Annotated in this window: 21 protein-coding genes and 1 tRNA gene; 5 read left to right on the forward strand and 17 right to left on the reverse strand. The window is 61.4% G+C overall.

All coding sequences use genetic code 11. The features are described from left to right. Positions 1-29 precede the first annotated feature (29 nt). Entirely contained in the window at positions 30-4,085 is a 4,056-nt protein-coding gene (locus QOL69_RS15105) for an Eco57I restriction-modification methylase domain-containing protein (protein WP_283403830.1), read from the reverse strand. A 319-nt stretch (positions 4,086-4,404) separates the two neighbouring features. On the opposite strand from QOL69_RS15105, the gene QOL69_RS15110 reads away from it, so the two are divergent. Further along, positions 4,405-4,662, forward strand: coding sequence for a DUF8053 family protein (locus QOL69_RS15110; RefSeq protein WP_283403831.1), 258 nt, complete (start codon positions 4,405-4,407; stop codon positions 4,660-4,662). Between the two features lie 228 nt (positions 4,663-4,890). Here the strand turns inward: QOL69_RS15110 and QOL69_RS15115 are convergent, their stop codons facing one another. Next, a complete protein-coding gene (locus tag QOL69_RS15115) occupies positions 4,891-5,214 on the reverse strand; it encodes a hypothetical protein (RefSeq protein ID WP_283403832.1) in 324 nt (107 codons plus the stop codon). Positions 5,215-5,821: 607 nt separating this feature from the next. Here QOL69_RS15115 and QOL69_RS15120 point away from each other — a divergent pair. Further along, entirely contained in the window at positions 5,822-6,316 is a 495-nt protein-coding gene (locus QOL69_RS15120; protein ID WP_283403833.1) for a hypothetical protein, read from the forward strand. Positions 6,317-6,680: 364 nt separating this feature from the next. Here QOL69_RS15120 and QOL69_RS15125 read toward each other — a convergent pair whose 3' ends face one another. From QOL69_RS15125 to QOL69_RS15195, 15 genes are all read right to left on the reverse strand, one after another. Continuing rightward, positions 6,681-7,292 carry a tyrosine-type recombinase/integrase gene (locus QOL69_RS15125; protein WP_283403834.1) on the reverse strand — a complete coding sequence of 204 codons (612 nt, stop codon included), beginning with the start codon at positions 7,290-7,292 and terminating at the stop codon, positions 6,681-6,683. A 136-nt stretch (positions 7,293-7,428) separates the two neighbouring features. Then, a complete protein-coding gene (locus tag QOL69_RS15130) occupies positions 7,429-8,019 on the reverse strand; it encodes a DUF6884 domain-containing protein (RefSeq protein WP_283403835.1) in 591 nt (196 codons plus the stop codon). Continuing rightward, positions 8,016-8,495 (reverse strand): C2H2-type zinc finger protein, encoded by a 480-nt coding sequence (locus QOL69_RS15135; RefSeq protein ID WP_283403836.1) that lies wholly within the window; start codon positions 8,493-8,495, stop codon positions 8,016-8,018. Before QOL69_RS15135 ends, QOL69_RS15130 begins: the two co-directional genes overlap by 4 nt. A 143-nt stretch (positions 8,496-8,638) precedes the next feature. After that, positions 8,639-8,803, reverse strand: coding sequence for a hypothetical protein (locus QOL69_RS15140; RefSeq protein WP_283403837.1), 165 nt, complete (start codon positions 8,801-8,803; stop codon positions 8,639-8,641). After that, positions 8,793-9,074: a hypothetical protein gene (locus tag QOL69_RS15145; protein WP_283403838.1), complete on the reverse strand. Its 282-nt coding sequence runs from the start codon at positions 9,072-9,074 to the stop codon at positions 8,793-8,795. Before QOL69_RS15145 ends, QOL69_RS15140 begins: the two co-directional genes overlap by 11 nt. A 3-nt stretch (positions 9,075-9,077) precedes the next feature. Then, entirely contained in the window at positions 9,078-9,281 is a 204-nt protein-coding gene (locus tag QOL69_RS15150; protein ID WP_283403839.1) for a hypothetical protein, read from the reverse strand. 2 nt (positions 9,282-9,283) lie between these two features. Beyond that, positions 9,284-9,622, reverse strand: coding sequence for a hypothetical protein (locus QOL69_RS15155; protein ID WP_283403840.1), 339 nt, complete (start codon positions 9,620-9,622; stop codon positions 9,284-9,286). Continuing rightward, on the reverse strand, positions 9,615-9,851 hold the full coding sequence (locus QOL69_RS15160) for an AbrB/MazE/SpoVT family DNA-binding domain-containing protein (protein ID WP_283403841.1): 237 nt from the start codon (positions 9,849-9,851) through the stop codon (positions 9,615-9,617). Before QOL69_RS15160 ends, QOL69_RS15155 begins: the two co-directional genes overlap by 8 nt. A gap of 201 nt (positions 9,852-10,052) precedes the next feature. Continuing rightward, a complete protein-coding gene (locus QOL69_RS15165) occupies positions 10,053-10,307 on the reverse strand; it encodes a hypothetical protein (protein ID WP_283403842.1) in 255 nt (84 codons plus the stop codon). After that, positions 10,304-10,831, reverse strand: a complete 528-nt coding sequence (locus tag QOL69_RS15170; protein WP_283403843.1) for a hypothetical protein — start codon at positions 10,829-10,831, stop codon at positions 10,304-10,306. Before QOL69_RS15170 ends, QOL69_RS15165 begins: the two co-directional genes overlap by 4 nt. Next, on the reverse strand, positions 10,824-11,414 hold the full coding sequence (locus tag QOL69_RS15175) for a J domain-containing protein (RefSeq protein WP_283403844.1): 591 nt from the start codon (positions 11,412-11,414) through the stop codon (positions 10,824-10,826). The genes QOL69_RS15170 and QOL69_RS15175 overlap by 8 nt, the downstream gene beginning before the upstream one ends. Next, complete coding sequence (locus QOL69_RS15180) at positions 11,411-12,214, reverse strand: hypothetical protein (RefSeq protein WP_283403845.1); 804 nt, start codon at positions 12,212-12,214, stop codon at positions 11,411-11,413. The genes QOL69_RS15175 and QOL69_RS15180 overlap by 4 nt, the downstream gene beginning before the upstream one ends. 268 nt (positions 12,215-12,482) lie before the next feature. Continuing rightward, positions 12,483-12,941: a hypothetical protein gene (locus QOL69_RS15185; protein WP_283403846.1), complete on the reverse strand. Its 459-nt coding sequence runs from the start codon at positions 12,939-12,941 to the stop codon at positions 12,483-12,485. Beyond that, positions 12,938-13,279 carry a hypothetical protein gene (locus QOL69_RS15190; protein WP_283403847.1) on the reverse strand — a complete coding sequence of 114 codons (342 nt, stop codon included), beginning with the start codon at positions 13,277-13,279 and terminating at the stop codon, positions 12,938-12,940. The genes QOL69_RS15185 and QOL69_RS15190 overlap by 4 nt, the downstream gene beginning before the upstream one ends. Before the next feature lie 73 nt (positions 13,280-13,352). After that, positions 13,353-13,426, reverse strand: a tRNA-Lys gene (locus tag QOL69_RS15195). Between the two features lie 166 nt (positions 13,427-13,592). On the opposite strand from QOL69_RS15195, the gene QOL69_RS15200 reads away from it, so the two are divergent. Genes QOL69_RS15200 through QOL69_RS15210 form a run of 3 tightly spaced genes read left to right on the forward strand, consistent with a single transcriptional unit; the run spans position 13,593 to position 17,858 of the window. Beyond that, entirely contained in the window at positions 13,593-14,576 is a 984-nt protein-coding gene (locus QOL69_RS15200) for a TAXI family TRAP transporter solute-binding subunit (RefSeq protein ID WP_048077254.1), read from the forward strand. A gap of 4 nt (positions 14,577-14,580) precedes the next feature. Further along, a complete protein-coding gene (locus tag QOL69_RS15205; RefSeq protein ID WP_283403848.1) occupies positions 14,581-15,111 on the forward strand; it encodes a DUF1850 domain-containing protein in 531 nt (176 codons plus the stop codon). Positions 15,112-15,146: 35 nt separating this feature from the next. Then, on the forward strand, positions 15,147-17,858 hold the full coding sequence (locus QOL69_RS15210) for a TRAP transporter permease (protein WP_283403849.1): 2,712 nt from the start codon (positions 15,147-15,149) through the stop codon (positions 17,856-17,858). The last annotated feature ends 63 nt before the right edge of the window (positions 17,859-17,921 follow it).

The raw sequence follows: 17,921 nt of genomic DNA on the forward strand, positions 1-17,921 counted from the left end.
CGTCAGCGAGTTGAGCGATCGATACTACCTCACTTTCCTACGGCTTCCTCAACGATCTCGATCTCCTCGTCGGTGAGTCCGTACAACTCGTAGACAATCTCGTCGATCAGGGCGTCGGTCTTCGCGATCTTCTGGTCGAGTTCCTCGGCGCGCTCGACCGTATCGAGGTAGTTCGCCAAGTCGTCGGCCACGTCGTCGACGTCGGGCAACTCGATCGCCTTCAACCGGTCGACCAGCGAGTTCGTCTTCGTCGCTTGTTCGTAGAACCCAGCAATCTCCTCGTCGACGGCGACCGGCACGAAGTGCTCGATCAGGTCCGCCTCCGTCTCCGTGAGGTCCGTGATCCGGAACGCAGGCAGGAGGTCCGTCTCGGTGTAGCCCCACCGATCCGTTTCGTAGGCATCCTCGTCGTCGGGCTTGTAGCGAGCGGTGGCCTTGATCAAGACTGTGTTAGGGGACTCGCGATCGACGGTGGCAGTGCCAATTCGGAGGTTCTCGTAAGAGGTCGATGTTTCATGTAACATCGACTCAGGGTTGCTCGCAGGCTGAAAGAGGCCAATATCCGTTATTCCCGTGTTCCCTACGTATGGTCGCAGATACTGTAATAAGTTCAGATTCAGCTGCTTCCGATCCGACTTATATTCGCTCAATGCCCTTGCTAGTTCTCCAATAAGCTCAAGCACACCAGAGGGAGGGTCCTCGACTAACTCAGAAGAACTACTTACAAACTGTTCAGTATCAATCTCAACACCTGTGCTAACTATCGGAAGTTTCCGAAGGTGGACAGGCTTCACCTCATACTCATCAAATACCCAGTTGAAGTACCTGTCCAGAAGCTCAGAGTTTAATATCCCCAAAAGCGTGTCTAGTCTGTAGTCCTGATCGTCATCCAGAACCACATTTGATACACGGTTGAGATTATAATATTCATTCTCATCTAGCGTTGCGACCAATTTCCGATTCAGGCCTCTTCGCGTGCGTTGTAACAATATTTTATCATTCGTAAAGATATACTCTGGAGGAAGACTACGTGCTTTGTCACCATACTCTTCGATGAGTTCTGGGTCATACTGGATCCAGCGACCATCCCAAGAAAGTTCGTATCTACCGATGTTCCTTCCCGACACCATTTTGTGGGAATTCTTGTTTTCCTTTTCCTCTGAAACCATAACATCCCGAATATATCCAGTGTTGATTCCGACCGTCGTATAGGTTATATCTCCAAGATTAGTTTGGCATTTATCCATTTTTTCGACAATTTCTCTCCGCTTTGGGGATAAACTAATTCCAAATACGGAGTCATCTGCTTCCCTGAATTTAGACTGTTCAATGCTATAATCTTCAGAGATATCTATGCGATCCCCGTTTTCACGATTGAATCTGATTCTGGTATCGCCTTCATCATTAGATGGAATAAGATGTTGGATCACCGATTCTAATGTCACACTCTTGAATACGCTCTGTCCGAGGTAGAATATTTCAGATATTTTTGATTTATCCAGTATTACGTTTCTGAAGTTGGAAAACTTGTCTGCTGACAAGTACGTATTAGGGATAAGATATGATATATGGCCTCCTTTCCGACAGTATTCTATCGCCCTTTCTGTGAAGTATATATAAAATTCGAAGTTATATTGGTGTGACTGGTATTTTGATTCATAGTAAGACTTTTTCGATTTAGATGGGATCTTGCGATACCCATATGGCGGGTTCCCTACGACAATGTCAAATCCTGCTTTACTCCTCTTTTCGCCCTCTAAGTCGAAGAATACCTCGGGGAACTCCAGTTCCCAGTGGAAGAAGTCCTGCTCCGCCGCCGTCGCCTGCGCCGCCGTGAACCAGTCCTCACCCGCGATCTCCGCCCAGTCGTCCTCGTCTTCGATCGCACCCGCCATCTGCTCGTACGCGTCGTCGGGTACGTCGCAGCCGAACTCCTCGGCGGTGTGGACGTTCGCCAGCTCGAAGAGGCGCTGATACAACGGATCCTCGCGGATCTCGTCGTACAACTCCTCCATCGACTTGACGCTCTCTAAGGAGTCGTTGTCGAACGCGAGCAGGTCTGACATCAGCTCCATCACGTGTTCGAGCGTGTCCTGCCGGACTCTCGCGAACGCTTGCGTGAGCGTGAGCTGGCCGCCGTTCTCCTCGGTGTCGTCGGAGAGAACTTCTGTGATATCGCTGCCGACCAACGAGTTCCCCGCCTTGAGGTGGTGATCGAGGAAGGCGAGCGGCTGGTCCGCCGCGAGCGTTTCGAGCCACATCGAGAGCTTCGACAGCTCGACCGCCATCCCGTTCAGGTCGACGCCGTAGATCACCTCCTTCGAGATATCACGGCGGATGTCCTGCTCGTCGAACGACTGGATCTCCTGTTCGCGAACGACGCTCATCACCTGCTCGGTGAGGTATCCCGTCGCCTTCGTCAGGAAGTGGCCTGATCCCATCGCGGGATCGAGGATCGTCAGGTCCAGCATCGCGTCGTAGAACTCGACAAAGTACTCCGAGTCACTCGGTTCGAGCCCCTCCTCGCGGAGTTCCTCGTCGATCTCGTCGATCAGCGGGTCAACCGTCTCCTCGACGATGTACGTCACGACGTAGTCGGGCGTGTAGTATGCGCCCGTGGCCTTCCGCTCGCCCTCGTCGTTGACGACGTACAGCCCGCCCTCTTCTACGACCTCAACCGCGTCCGCGACCGACACCTCGTCGCCCGGCTTCCACACCTGCCCGCCGTCCTCCGAGACCGCGGCGACCCCCTCCGGCCCCGCGATTCGGAACTCGTGTTCGAGCAGCCCCTCGTAGATCGATCCGAGATGGCGCGTGTCGAGGTCGGCGTAGTCCGCCGGGACGTACTCGCCCTCGTCGTTCTCCGTGGTCGACAGCCGGAATATGACCTCCGCGATCGCCGGGTCCGAGACCTCGTTCTCCGCGAGGAACTCGTGGTCGTCGTGGTCGAACAGCCCCCCGTTGTACGGCGGGATGTCGAGTTCCTCTTCGCCCTCGTCGATCAGTTCGAACAGCCGCGTGAGCCGGTTCCAGATCGTCGTGGAGAACGTGCTGTACTCGTCGCGGAACACGGCACCCGACTCGACGTCGCCGCCCTCGGCCGTCTCGATGATGTCGCTCCGAACCTCTTCGAGGCTGAAGTTCTCGTGATACTCCGCGTTCGCGCTCGGCTCTTCCGGGTCGATCAGCCCGCGCGACTCCGCGTAGAGGACGAACATCAACCGGTACAGCAGCACGAGCGACTGCTCTTTCAGTTCGGCCCGCGCCGACTCGTCTTCCGGGTCGATCCCGAGGTCGTTGTTCTCGACGAAGCCCTTCCCGAGGACCCGCAGCGCAGTGAACACGTTGTCTTGGAGGTCCTCACCGAGTTCCTGCGCGGCGGTCTCGGACTCCGACCAGACGGTTTCGAGGAACGAGCTTCCGCCGATCTCGATGAACGCCTCGGGCCGGAAGAAACAGTAGAAGTACTTGAACTGCTGGAGGTCCCCAGATTCGAGCAGCTCCGGTAGGTCGACCTCGTAGTAGGTCTGTGTCTCGTAGTCTTTGGTCCCGTAGAGCCGCCACTTCTTTCCGTCAGTGAGGATCCCCCAGTCGAGATCAGTCGGCGTCCGTTCGAGGTAGTACTTTACCTGGTGTGAGGCGTCGCGATAGGGCCGTTCGTCGCTGAATCGCTTCTCGAAGTCGTGGCCCCACTGTTTGGCTTCGAGCAGCGCGGACGCTCCCGAGAACATCCCCTCTCGGTCGCCCTCGCGCTTCCGGTCAGCAGCCTTGTACCGATCTTCCTTCGACTCGTAGAGGAGCCGGTCGACATACCCGCCGCCGCCCGGAAGCGTTCCCTCGGAGATCGTGTCGAACCCGAGGATCTCCAGGACCTCACCGATCCACTGGTCGATCAGTTCGTCCTCGCCGTGAGAGGCGACGTAGTCGCCCTCCAGTTCCCAGAGTTCGCGGAGATCTTCGAACGCCGCTTCGGCCTCGTCGTCGGATTCCCAGTCGTCGAGGTCGGCAACGCGTTCGTCGAGATAGTAGCCAGAGAAGAGACTGGAGTTTCGGTAGGGACCACTCCCGAGCGTCGCTTGGCTCATGTAATATCAAATCCACCCGTCAGCGTGATTAAATAGATGGCGGAGAAAATCACATATTCTGAACTGTCGCGAGCCGGTCCCGAGTCGAAGCCCCCGTACAGCGATTAGAACCGATCCTGCGGTGCCGCCCCGGACGTAGGGGGGATCTCCCCCTTCGCATCTACTCCGAAGCGCGCGTGTGCGTAGGGTCCGGCGCGAGAGCGATCGACACTAATTCCGATTCACCCGTTCCACGAATCTGGATATCTGTGACACCAAATACACTAGAAAAACGCATTAATTTCGTGCGTTCAAGTGCTGCCAGCCTGAGACTGAACCGATGTCTGGTGAGATTCGGAAGCTACGAGATCTCGGCAACGGAAGCGGCGGGATGGTCATCCCGAAGGAGACGCTCCGGAGCTGGGGTCTCATTGACGACGACGATGGCGTAGTCGACGCACACCTCATGATCTCTCAGTCTGACGAGGCGATCAGCGTCAGACCGATCGGCATGAACGTCGGCGGTTCCGACGAGGAACCCTCGAAACCGAAGCGCGCCGGCGGTCGATCTATTCCCGGTTCGAAAGCCGATCTGTAGCGGTCCTCGGCCCCTCCCCCTCCCGTCACTTTAGGTACGCGCGCGCAGGGGTCAGTCTGTGCGTCCTCGCGAGGAATCCGCTACCGGCCGATCCTGAGCGATCGATATGTCGGCGATCACGGGATCTGTGACCAACTCGGTCAGCTGTTCCCGGCTCGTAACGAGTGATTTGGCTTTGTTGAAATCCTCAGAAGTTGATAGTTTTGTGTCTCCAATCGCTCAGTACAGTTATTCGGTTGCTCGATACGCCTGACCGCCACGAACGATTCCCAGTACTGCGAGGAGGGCATACAGAACAGGCATATTTACGAAACCGAGATTCAGATAGCCGAAAACGGCGAACGCAAGTGAGAGAACTCCAACAACGATCATAATGATTGAGTACACTTTCTGAAACTTCAAGAGCAGGAACACACCAGCGACGGCGATTAACGAGAAGAGGGCGCTGAGGAAATACGAATCGAGGTAGACAGAAACAAAAACTGCTCCGAAGAAAGCAATAACGATGAGCCCCACCCTATAGAGATTCCTCCGTAATTCCTGATCGATCACGTTGAGAGAGCTATATTCCAAGGAGAAACAGTTTATCCTTTTCGCAATTCTCATCGACCGGCTGTTTCAGGCGAGAATGTGTCTGAAGAAGAGGATTTCAACAAGGCCAGTGATTTGGCTCTGTTGAAATCCTCTTCTTCAGATATATTCTTACCTGATACAGCCGGTAGAATGAACCTGCGTATCAGTCGACAATTCGTCTCAATAGCAACAGCACTACGCAGAATGAAAGGAGTACTAGGCTTTCGCTGAAGGAAAGAAAGGACGTAAGATTGAGATATCCGATAACAGTGAGAAATAGAGTCAGTACCAGATAAGCCGTCTCGAATTTCGTTAAATCAAGCATGTATAACATGGCAGTTGACCCCTACATATAATTTCAGTTCTTCGCTGAATGTATCCAGCTAGTGGATCTCGGCATGAGGTCCATTTCGGCTCTGTTGGAATCCCATTCTTCAAATAAATTATTGACTGAAATAGCCGGTTGATGAGAGTTGCGTGCTGACCGCACGTCCATCTGGTAGATTTGTATGCTAATCTGCGAGCGTACTAGATACGGGGATTAATTTAGTATCTGCCACTCATGATTCTAGAATAGCGATACAAAATGGGCAAAGATAACGAAAACAGTCGTGAAAATCTGAGGCAGCAGGTGGTTGGGCAGAAACGAGATATGCTCTTGGAGAGAGTCTACGACACCACAAAGTTCGCAGATCTCGACAAAAAGATACGCGAACGAGGATACGAAGGGACAGAACCCATCGTTCAGCGTGGCATACGTTCGGAGGATCCATTTGACTTCTATCAAGTTATCCGCCACTATACTAACGAGGACAACCGAGCGATAGCCACGTGGATCGGCCTAGACCCTAAAAAAGTCGACAGCGGTGAGGTATCGTATGATATGATAGAGGAGTTGGACGAGATTCAGGACCTAGAAATGGATACACATGAACTATACCCGCTCATTGTTGCTTTTCTAAATGATGAGGGAATCGGGTTTCGAGTAACCAGTACTGGTATTGAAGAAAATGAGTTAGATAACAGTATTCTTCGAAACGCACTCAAAGAATCGTTCCAGACATCCAAAGAAGAAGAATAGGCTCTGTTGAAATCCCTTCTTTAGACAGATTCTCGCCTGAAGCAGCCGATCACTGAGGAGTGTATTTTGAGCGATTCGTGAGTTCCCTGTATTGACCGATTGAAAGCGTGAAAACTATCAACTACTGAGGATTTTGGCAGAGCCAGTGAGTTCCTAGAGAGATGTTCCGCTCGATGGGGCAAAACGGGACGGCTGTCGATCGCTAGATACGCCCCGATCTCCCCCTCCCCCTCCCGTTACCTTATATACGCGCGGGCGTGGCTCAGTCTGAGAGTCGCGGCGAGAAATTCTGTACCGGCCGATCACAGGGAGGGGGTAATCCGGCCGATCAAGAGATATCGAAGAGTGATCCCGGCGAGAGTTGCTACACCCGGTCGATGTGGTCGTAGACGCGTTCGGTCGTCTGGATACTCGCGTGTCTGAGCCGGTTCCGCACGTCGTAGAACGTGTTCCCCTCCTCGACGTTCAGCATTCGATACGCGACGCTGTGGCGTAGTGTGTGCGGCGTCACGTCTTCCGGCTCGCCGCGCCCGGTGAGCGTCATCGGACGCACGTCCGCGGCGACTGCGGCGGCTCGAACCACGTTTCGCACCGACTCGGTCGACATCCGTTCCGCCTGTCGCGAGGGCCACAGCGCCGGCGACTCCTTCCACCGCCCGCCGAGGTACATCCGGAGCGTCCGCACGGTCTCGTCGGCGAGCCCGATCTCGGTGTAGCTCGGCGATCGGTCGGTCGGGTAGTCTTTCTGGAGCCCGGCCGGAAGCGCGATCACGCCGTCGTCGAGGTCGACGTGGTCCTCGACGTCGAGCGCGATCGCCTCGCTCACCCGGAGCCCCGTGTCGTACAGCGTCGCGATCAGCGCGTCGTTGCGCGTAGCAAGGTACGTCGCGCTCGCTTCGACGGTTGCGCTCCGCATCGCGTCGACTTGGTCCGGCTTCAGCCAGACGGTCGCTTTCTCTTCAGTTTGGGTTTCCATAATTCGGTGTGTTTCACAGGATGTCGTTTATAAGTGGTACAGCGGAGGGAACGGCTCAGTTTGGGATTCTGTAACAAGAATCCCAAACTCGTCTTAGGCGTTGACACACCTCCGATCAACTCTCTCGGTCTGTTGCTCACTCATGCTGTCCTCCGTCGGTCGCGACCGGCACCGTCCGCCCGCCGAACCGGTCGAGCCCTGTCTGTTGCTCCGTCTCGCCACCGTCCGGCTGCCGGAGGTCTTTGTCAATCGCGCGCCGGAGCCACCCCATCTGCTCGCCGATACCGCCGAGGTCCGCTTCGGCGAACACGTCGACCACGTTGAGCTGCGGCCCGAGCGGCTCGAAGGCGATCTCGTCCTCGTGGGCGATCGCGTCCTGATAGATACTGGCGTAGTCGCGGCCGGCGAGTAGGAGCACCTCGTCTGCGTGCGAGTGGTCGGTAAACGGCGACCGGAGTGACCTGCTTACTTCTTCGACCAGCACTTGCCGGTCGCAGTCGTCGAGCGTGGTGTCGTACGGCTCGATCGTCCGCTTCGACCAAACGAGTCCGTGTTCGGCGCTCAGAATGACGACGCGGTCGGCGAAGTGTTCTGCGTACTCCAGCTTGAGCGCGAAGTAGTTGCTCGTGTAGAGTTCCCTCGCCTGCGAAGCCTCGTCGCGCTTCGCGTTTCCACAGCCGATGACGGCGATCGTCTGCGTGGTCTCGTCGGTGGATCGATCGCTCATGCCGAACCACCTGCCCACTTCGCGAGCGTGTGCTGTTCTTCGGGTTCTGGCACCGCGTAGTCCATCTTGTCCTCCGTATCGATCTCGTGGACATCGGCGAGATGCCATCCGAACGCGTTCCCCGAGGGGAACCGCTCGTCACACACCTTACAGCGGAACGGCTCGGAGATCCCGATGACTACCGGCTTCGGTTCCCCGAGCTTGTCTCGGCGGACGTAGTGCCACCCACTCCACTGTGGGTGTCCTACGATCGAATCGACGAGTTTCGACCGCAGAACACCGTCTATCTGATAGAGCCCCCGTTTCCAGTGGTCGAGGTTTTCGGAGTAGTGGAGGTGTTCGAGACGGCCGTGTGGCCCGCGGAACAGGTACGTATCGCTCGACGTCCACTCGTCGATGACTCGCACACCGACGCTACTGGTGAGGGTGTCGAGGATCGTATCTGCGAGACGATTGTCTCCGGATCGATCAGTCATCGCTACCACCCGGCTGCGGCATGAACCAGCGAACCTCCTCCCGCTCGAAGAACGACGCCCCGCAGTTTGGGCATTTTCGCCGGTAAGGGTTGAACGAGTCCTCGGAGACGGTCTCTTGCCAGCCACAATCACAAATATTCACGTCAGTCGCCATCAGCCACCTCCTCGGTTGCGAACAGCCCCCCGCACCAATGGCAGAAGTAATCGACATCCGGATCGTCGTCGACGGTGTCAAGATTCTCGTTGCCGCACCGCTCGTGTGGACACGAGATCTGATTGATCTCCCTGTCAAACTGCTCACTCGCCATCGTAGACCTCCGGTTCGAGACGCGCTCGTGCGTCGCACAGTCGATCCCAGCCGGCCACCGCGATCTCCGATCCCCGAAAGAGCCCGTACATCAGGCTCGCCGCGACGAGGTAGAACGTCGTGATGAACGGATAGATCACAAGTAGCGGAGCGAGTCGAGCCCGGCCGTAAGTCGTTCGCTCTCGCCACTCAGCCCGTAGGTGCGCGACATCGAGCCGCACGCCCTCAACGATGCCGACAAACGCGTCCGCGAGTTCCTCATTTCCCGACATCGGTCACCTCCATAGGAGTTCGCGCTCCGTCGACTGCGACATCGTTCGGAGGACTCCGATACTCAGCGCGTACCCGACGAAGAGCGCCGCCAGCGCTCCGGCTAACGCGACGTACCGGCCCGTTCCGATCGCGGTGATGTACCCGGCAACGACACCGCCGAGCGCCGCGAGTATCGGCCCCTGGTGAAGCACCTCCTCTTCGATCACTCTCACGCCCCATCACCTCCGGTGGCGCTCTCGTTTGTCTCGGTCGCCTCGTCGTCAAGACACCCCGGTGCCGCGAAGCGCTCGGTCGTCTTCGCGATGCTCTCCGGTACGCCGCTGAGCGTCTCCTCCAGCTCTTCGGCGGAGATCCCCGCAGGCGCTTCCACGACGATCGAGACATCACCCCTCTCGACGGTCGCCAGCGCTCGATCGCCGACCACGTCGACGTCGAGGACCGTAGGGTGTTCGGTCGCCGCCGTCTCCGGAGTCTGCCTCGTGGCGGTTCCGCCGTCCGTCGCGACCGACTCGCGGTTCTCCGCCGCGGTGCGATCTCGCTCAGTCATCGTTGGCCCTCACTGAGAACCCGCCTTCGCTCCCGGGCTCGTGGATCGTCGCCTCAGTCGAGCCCTCCTGAGCGGTGAACAGCAACTCGTCTCCGTCTTCGAGCCCCCACTCCATCGCGAGCGCCTTCGGAATCGTCACCGTGTAGCTTCCCTTCCCGTGCTGAACTCGCCGTCCTTCCGCGAGGAAGTGCGTGATACCCCCGTCCTTGTAGCCGTCTGTCTTACTCATTGGTAGTTTCTCCACAGAGCGCTTTCCCAGCGGTACACCCGTTGTAGCGGCACTTCGAACAGAATCGTAGACCTCCGTTCCCCCCGTCGCACGCGGGGCACTCGCACTCGCGCGAGGAATGCCGCTCTCGCTGTTCCTGTCCGCGGTCGTCGGTCCTTCCGGGAGCAGTCCCCACGGCCGCACGAGCCGATTCTGCCCGGCTCATGCTTCCCTCCAGTAGTCGATCATGTGGCTCGGGTGCTGCTCGTCGTGTTCCCATGGCGAGTCCTCACCGACCTCCAGGAACAGCGTCGTCTCTTCCCCGCACGTACAGCAGTACGCCGAGACGACACGCCGCTCGTCAATGTCGACCTCGTAGGGCTCCGGCGAGTCGTCACGCGACTTCTCGACATCCTCGATCGCCGGCGGCTCCGAATCCTGCTTCCAGCCGTACGGTGCCGAGACGGGGGGACTCATCGTTCCACCTCCCCGTTCGCCAGCTCGTCGAGTCGCTCGCTTACTGCTCCGCCGTCCGTCGCCGCTTCCGGCGACGACGAGGCCGTCTCCGACGCATTCGGCTCTCCTTCGGCCGTGTTCAGTGCCTCACCGTCTCGCCGTCCAACGACGAGCCACACGTCCTCGTAGCCCCAGTCTCTCCAGAGCAGACCCTCGTTCACCAACGGCTTGATCACTCGGGACTGAACGCCCGCCTTCGGGACGTTCAGCTTGTTCGCCAGCACCGACTCTGCGGTCCCGATCTCGATGCGTCCGCTGACCCCGGTCCAGTCGACGAGTTCCCAGTAGCCTTCCAGCGCCTTCGTGGGAACGTCGACCGCATCAGGGTCGGTCTCCGCTTCCGTCTCGCTGGCGTCGGCGAGCCTGTCGAGCGCGTATCGGACCGCGTCCGCCATCGAGCCGTGTTCCTGTTCAGCCTCTTGGAGTACTTGGAGCCGCTTCTCGTCGCGGATCGGCGCTTTCGCAACGCGTTCCTCCTCAGTCATCGAGCATCACCTCCTCAGCCTCAACGACGCGCTGGAACTCCTCGCGGTCGCCACCGTTGTCCGGGTGCGTCTCCGCCTTCCGCGCCCGTGCGGCCGACTCGACGACGGTCTCCGGCGCGTCCGGCGCGACGCCGAGAACCTCGTGCGCCGGTTGGCTCGTGGCAGTTCCCGCGACTACGTCGCCGTCGTCTCCCGGCGGCAGCCGGGCCGCGGCGAACTCCGAGTCACCCGTCTGTACCGGGCGCTGGCTCCGCATCCGCGTTTCGTGGACCCACTTCAGGACGTACCGGACGTTATCACGGAGCCGCGGCGACGCGTCGCACGCCACGGCGAACTGCTCGCTATCGGCAGTCCACCGAAGGACGAACCCGGGATCGTCCGGGTTGGCATTGTGGAGCGGGAGCCCGTTCGACTTCGTGTGAGCGTTCGAGATCTCGCCGCGCCACTCGTCGGCGTTCATCCGGCCCATCTCCGTCGCGAGCTCCTTCGTCGTCGCGCCGAGCGTCGCCTCGAAGCTCCGGTTCCGCTCGCGCTCTGACTCCGGCGTCCGCTTGAATCCCGCGGGCCAGTCGAGACGGCTCACGCGGCGTCACCTCCGTTCTCCTCGTCGTCGGGAGTGATTCGCGGTGCGACCGCGTACTCGACGCGGTCCTCGATCTGAACGACGATCGGCTTCTCCTTGCCGAAGCGGACCTCAACGTCGTTCTCCGTCTGAACCCGCTCGGTGATCTTCGGCCAGAACCACGAGCCGAAGCGCGCCGTGTCGAACCCCGTCTCGGTGACCACGCCTTCGATCGTCGTCGCCCACGGCGTGCCGCAGCTCGCGACGTTCAGATCGTTCAGGTCGGCCTCGACCACGAACCCGAGGTCGGTCGCTCCACACGCGCCGTCGACGGCACCCGCGAACTCCCATCCCTTCATCCGGGCGGTCGTTCCGAGTTCGACGTTGATCCACTCCTGCGACCGCGTCGCCGACACAGGGTTGATCTCCAGCGTCTCTGCGAGCGGCGGTTCCTTCAGCGTCAGTTCCTCGTCGGCTCGGTCGATCTCGACCTTAACATCCTGCCCGCTCGCCAGAAACATGGCGTCAAACTCGTCGATCGCGCCGACGTTCACGCCGACTTCGCAGTGCGCGCCGGCCGTCTCGATCTTCTGTTTGGGGATGACAGTCCGACCCATCGAGACGTGCGACTTGTCGAGCGCTCGCCCAACGATCCCCGTCGGGTGGAACTCGATGAGCGCCCACTCGGAGAGCGCTTCGAGGTCCTTCAGCAGCATCCAGAGGTCTTCAGCCGGGACCTCGTAGGTCGTGTGCCAATCCTCGTCGGCGAACGTCATCGCCTCGGAAGCGGCGGAGCGCCCGGACTCGTCGACGAGTCTCATGCCGCCACCCCGCTACGCCTGCGAGCACCCGGACGGCCGCATAATGCGCGCCGTCGCGCGCGCCGCGCTAAGTTCGCGGACACACACTCGGGTGCGTCACGTGGGCACCGATTCGAACGTCCCCCCGTACGTCCGTACGGTTCCGTAGATTCAGCGGTAGAGGCATTGTGAGTGCTAATATCCACCGAACCACCGCCGTACGGCCGGGGAGCCCGACCGTACGGTTCGTACGTTCCAATTGCTCCACCCGAAACAGTCGAAACGGAGGTCATCGGTCAACACCTCCGTCGGCCACGGCCGGCGGGCTCGCGTCAGCCTCGGCGCGATCGGCTTCGGCGTCGTCGACGCTGAACCACCACGGCGGCGAGAGGTACGTCTCGCCGGTGTCGAGGTCGGTGACGCCGAGGTCCTCGCGACTCCACCGCCACCAGAGCAGCGCGACGTGAGCGCACCAGTCACGGAAGTGGTGACCGTCACAGTCGCACTCGGCGACGAGGTCACCCTCGTAGACCGCGAACAGCACGCGGTGTCGCGAGAGCGCCGTCTCGTCGTCTCTGTCGCCGAGCAGAACATCGAACTCGGCGGGGTTCACGGGTCCGACCGCCGACGGCACGGCTTGTGCGCGCTGCCAGCTTGTCGAGAGCTTCCATCCGCTCGGGAACTGGAGTCGGTCCGGCTCACCGAGTCGGTTTGCGATCCGCTCGCGGAGCACGTCGACGCGGCTCATGGCGGCGAACACCTCTTCACGAAGTTGCCGACGCCACCCGCATGCCTGTCCTCGATGTGCTGACGGATCGCGTCGTGAACGGCTTGCTCTCCGCAACGGATCTTCGAGATCCACTCGTCTTCGTCGAACCGCGTGTTCACCGCGAAGTACGCCGCTTCGCCGTCGACCTCTTCGCGCTTGTAGCCGGACCACCCGGCGCTGTCCTGCCAGAGCCGAAGCTCTCCGTTCTCGTTGAAGAGTTCCGAAACGGTCAGCTCACGCCGCTCTTCGACGACGGCACTCGCCGCGTTTTCGTCAGCATCGAGATCGACATCGATCTGTCTCTCGACGCTGCTCATAGCACCACCTCCGAGCTACCAGCTAATCGGCCGAAAAATGTAAATAGAAGGTCTCTATCTTTTATTAACGGAGCGGGCCGGGCGCGATTTGAACACGCGACCGACGGATTAAGAGTCCGTCGCTCTCCCTAACTGAGCTACCGGCCCTCACGAGTTCGTACCGTGGTCACGGTAAAAGGCCTTTTCATTCGACCCCGACATCGGCGGACGTCGTCCGGTCGAATCGCACGGACGCGACCCGACGAGGGCGGTGATCGAGTCCCGCCGGGCGTTGGGGGAACGGTTATCTACTCACGGGGGGTATAGTTGAGGTATGTCTGATAACCCAATCAGCGATCGAATCGACCGCCGGACACTCCTCCGCGGAGCGGCGGCGGCAGGAATCGTCGGCGTCGCGGGCTGTTCCGGAAACGGTGGCGACGGCGACGACGGCAGCAGCGACGTCATCCGGTGGCACGCCGGCGGGACCGGTGGGACGTACTTCCCGCTGTCCGGCGAGTTCGAGGGCATCATCGAAGACGCCACCGACTACTCGGTCGAAGTCTCCTCGACGGGCGCGTCCGTCGAGAACGTCGGCAGCCTCGGCAACGGCGACGCCGACTTCGCGCTGATCCAGAACGACGTCGCCTACTTCGCCCGCAACGGCGAGGGGCTCGACGCGTTCGACGGCTCACCGGTCGAGAATCTCCGCGGCGTCGCGACGCTGTACCCGGAGACGATCCACGTACTGACCAACCCCGACTCCGACATCGGCTCGCTGTCGGACCTCGAAGGCATGCGCGTCAACACCGGCGACCTCGGCAGCGGGACGCAGGTGAACGCGCTCCAGATCCTCGAGTCGGCCGCGGGGCTCACGACCGACGACTTCGACGAGCAGAACACCGACTTCACGCAGGCGGCCAACCAGCTCCGCGACGGGGACGTCGACGCCGCGTTCGTCGTCGGCGGCTGGCCGGTCGGCGCGGTCGAGGAGCTCGCGACGAGCACCGATGTGGGCATTCTGAACCTCTCCGACGAGGAGCGACAGGCGGCCCGCGACGACGCCTCTTGGTTCGCGGACGACACCATTCCCGGCGGCACCTACGGCGGGATCGACGAGGACATCAACACCGTCTCGGTCCAGGCGATGATCGCGACCCGGGCGGAGTACTCGGCGGACATCGTCGAGGGCGTCACCGCGGCCATCTTCGACAACCTCGGGGAGCTATCGATCAAGACGGACTTCATCACGGTCGACTCCGCGCAGGACGGGATGTCCATCGAACTCCACGAGGGCGCGGCGCGCTACTTCGAGTAGACGCGTGATTCCCGGGTTCCGAGGTGCGCTGCGCGCGACCGCCGGTCGGCGGCGTATCGCCGCCGCCGCCCTCGTGGGCCTCCTCGTCGTCGCAGTCGTCGCCGCGACCGTCGGCGGTGTCCCCGGCGGCGACAGCGGTGCGGACCGCACGCTTGTCGTGACCTACGAGAACGGCACGGAACTCGCTGTCGCGCCGGTCGACGACGACACGGAAATCGTGATCGAGTACACCCACAGCGTCGAGAAGACGCTGGTCAGAGACGTGTACGTGGCCACCAACGACGGACTCCGGATGACGCGAATGGAGTTCAGCTCGTTCGGCGCGGGCCTGCCGTCGCGCGCCGACGTCACCGAGCGCGACGGCCGATACGTATATTACCCCCCACCGACAGAGTATCGCACGCTTCACCTGAAAACGGGGCTCGTCGCCGATCACGACCTGATCGTCGGCGACCGGCGCTACGACATCGCGGGACTGAGCGAGGGCGGCGCGGTCGAGCTCACCGTCGAGCGCCGCGGGCTGTTCGGGCTGTGACGCGGTCGCCAGTGACGCCGGAGGATGATACACCTGTGACGTCGAACACATCTACCGACATCGAACCGGAGGAGGACCCGAGCGAGGTAGCCGAAGAGGTCTTCGAGGAGATAGACAACCGACGATCGCTGTCGGGAGCCGCCGTCGTCGCGGTCGCCGCCGTCGGGATAACCTTCTCGGCGTTCCAGCTCTGGCTCGGCGCCCGCGGGTTCGTCTTCGACTTCGGGATCCCCGGGTACGGGACGATCGACTTGGGCTCGCTCTCCTCGCTTCAGATCCGCGCGATCCACGTCAACTTCGCGCTCGTGCTGGCGTTCCTGCTGTTTCCGGGGTCGAACGGCAGCGGCCTCCTGACCGGTCTCGTCGACCGCGCGGCTCGTGCGGTTTCCGACCGCGCGGGCGACTCGCCCGTTTCGACCGTGGTCTCGGGCGTCCGAGACGCGCTCTGGTGGGTCTTCGTCGACGAGGAGAGCAGTCGAATCACGCCCTCGGACCTTGTCTTGATCCTCTTTTCGACGTTCCCGACGCTCTACTACGTCACGCGGTACAGCGAGATCACGGACGTCATCCGGGTTCGCGGGCTGGGCGGGGCGGGCGGCCTCTCCGAGGTGTACCCGTGGCTCGCCCCGCTGGAGGTCGGACCGCTCGCGGAGTACACGCTCGCGTACCTGATGGGCGTACTCGCGATCCTCCTCGTGCTGGAGGCGACTCGACGGGCGCTCGGACTCCTCCTGACGCTGCTCGTGAGCCTCTTCCTGCTGTACGCGAAGTACGGCTACCTCCTCCCCCGAGACCTCCCCGTCGCCCGGACGTTCGCCACCTCGCAGCTCCGCTGGAACCAGATTGTCCAGAACCTCTGGTACACCGTCGAAGGTATCCTCGGCGTCCCGGTGGGCGTGTCGGTGCGGTTCATCTACATCTTCATCCTCTTCGGGGCGTTTCTGGAGATGTCCGGAGCCGGCAAGTGGTTCATCGACCTAGCGTACTCTATCACGGGCACGCGGAAGGGCGGCCCAGCGAAGGCGAGCGTCGTCGCGTCCGGGTTCATGGGGATGCTCTCCGGCTCCTCGGTCGCGAACACGGTGACGACCGGAGCGCTGACGATCCCGCTGATGAAACGCTCCGGCTACTCGCCGGAGTTCTCCGGCGCGGTCGAGTCGTCCGTCTCCTCCGGCGGCCAGATCCTCCCGCCGGTGATGGGCGCGGCGGCGTTCCTCATCGTCGAGTACACCGGCACGCCGTTCCGCGAGGTCGTGATCGCCGCGACGCTGCCCGCCATCGCCTTCTTCTTCGGGATGTGGGTGATGGTCCACTTCGAGGCGGCCAAACACGACATCGGCGGGCTCGCTCGCTCCGAACTGCTCGACCTCGGTCCGCACATGCGCCGCGGGTGGTTCTACCTCGTTCCGCTGGGGCTGCTCCTGTACTACCTCGTGATCGCCCGGCTGTCGGTCGGTCGCGCGGGCTGGCTCACGATCGCCGCGACGATCGGGCTGATCGCCTTGGTCGCCGCGTACAACAGACGGCTCGGTCCCTACCTCGTGGGCACGTTCGCCGCCGTCTACGCGCTGTTCGCGGGCTCGCTGTTCGCGCTCGGTACCACGCCGGTCGGGCTGTTGTACGGCGCTGAGACCGCCGATTTCGGGCTCGTCGCCGCGTTCGGTGAGGCCGCGTCGTCGCTGCCGACGATCGCGACCGTCGTGGGCGTCGCGTTCCTGCTGGCGGACCCGAGCGGCGACGCCCCTCTGCTGGAGTTGGACGACTCGGTCGAGAACTCGATCGACTGGGTCGACGAGCGACTCGGCACCGGGATCGGCGGTACCCGGGTCGGACGGTTCGGGTCGTTCGTGGTGAAGGCGATGGACTCGGGGGCGCGGACCGCGACCCTCGTCGTCGTCGCCGTCGCGGCCGCCGGGATCATCCCCGGCGTCATCGGGATCACCGGGCTCGGGGGGAGCCTGCGCGCGCTCATCTTGGAGGTCAGCGGCGGGTCGCTCGTCCTCCTGTTGATCCTCGCCGGGATCGCGGCCGTGATCGTCGGGATGGGGATGCCGACGACGGTGATGTACATCATCATCGTCGTGCTGCTCGGTCCCGTTCTCCCGGACTTCGGGATCGCCATCCTCGCGGTCCACCTGTTCGTGCTGTACCTCGGATTGATGGCCGACGTGACGCCGCCGGTGATGGTCGCCGCGTACGCCGCCGCCGGTATCGCGAAATCGGATCCCTTCGAGACCGGCAAGCAGGCGTTCCTGCTGTCGCTCAACAAGATCCTCGTCCCGTTTGCGTTCGTGTTCTCGCCGGGGATCCTCCTGCTCCGGACGCGGGACGGCGAGGGATCGATCCTGACCGGCACCGACGTCGCCGACCTCGGCTTCTTCGTCCCCGAGGTCGCGGTTCCGATCGTCGCGACGTTCGCCGGCGTGTACGGGCTCGGCGTCGCCATCATCGGCTACTACCACACCGACGTCCGGCGGGGCTCTCGCGCCGCGCTCGTCGCCGCCGCCGTCCTGCTATCGATCCCCGGAATGGTGCTGCTACCGGCGTCGGCGGCGCTCGGTCTCGTCGGCGTCGACGCGTCGCTGTACACGGTGTCGAACGACGTGATCGCCCGCGGCGCCGGTGCCGTGATGCTCGCCGTCGGGCTGATTCGGAACCGCCGCCGCGCCGGAGAGAGGGGCACCTCGACCGGGACCGCTTCGGGCGTCACCGCGACCGACGCCGGCGATGCCGCGGTCGAGTCGTAACGAGCAGAAGTAACTGCGCGTCGCGGCCGGGGGCGGGTCGTTACCGTCGCGTGTCGCGGGCGC

The organism is Halorubrum sp. DM2, from assembly GCF_901686465.1.
GTDB lineage: Archaea > Halobacteriota > Halobacteria > Halobacteriales > Haloferacaceae > Halorubrum.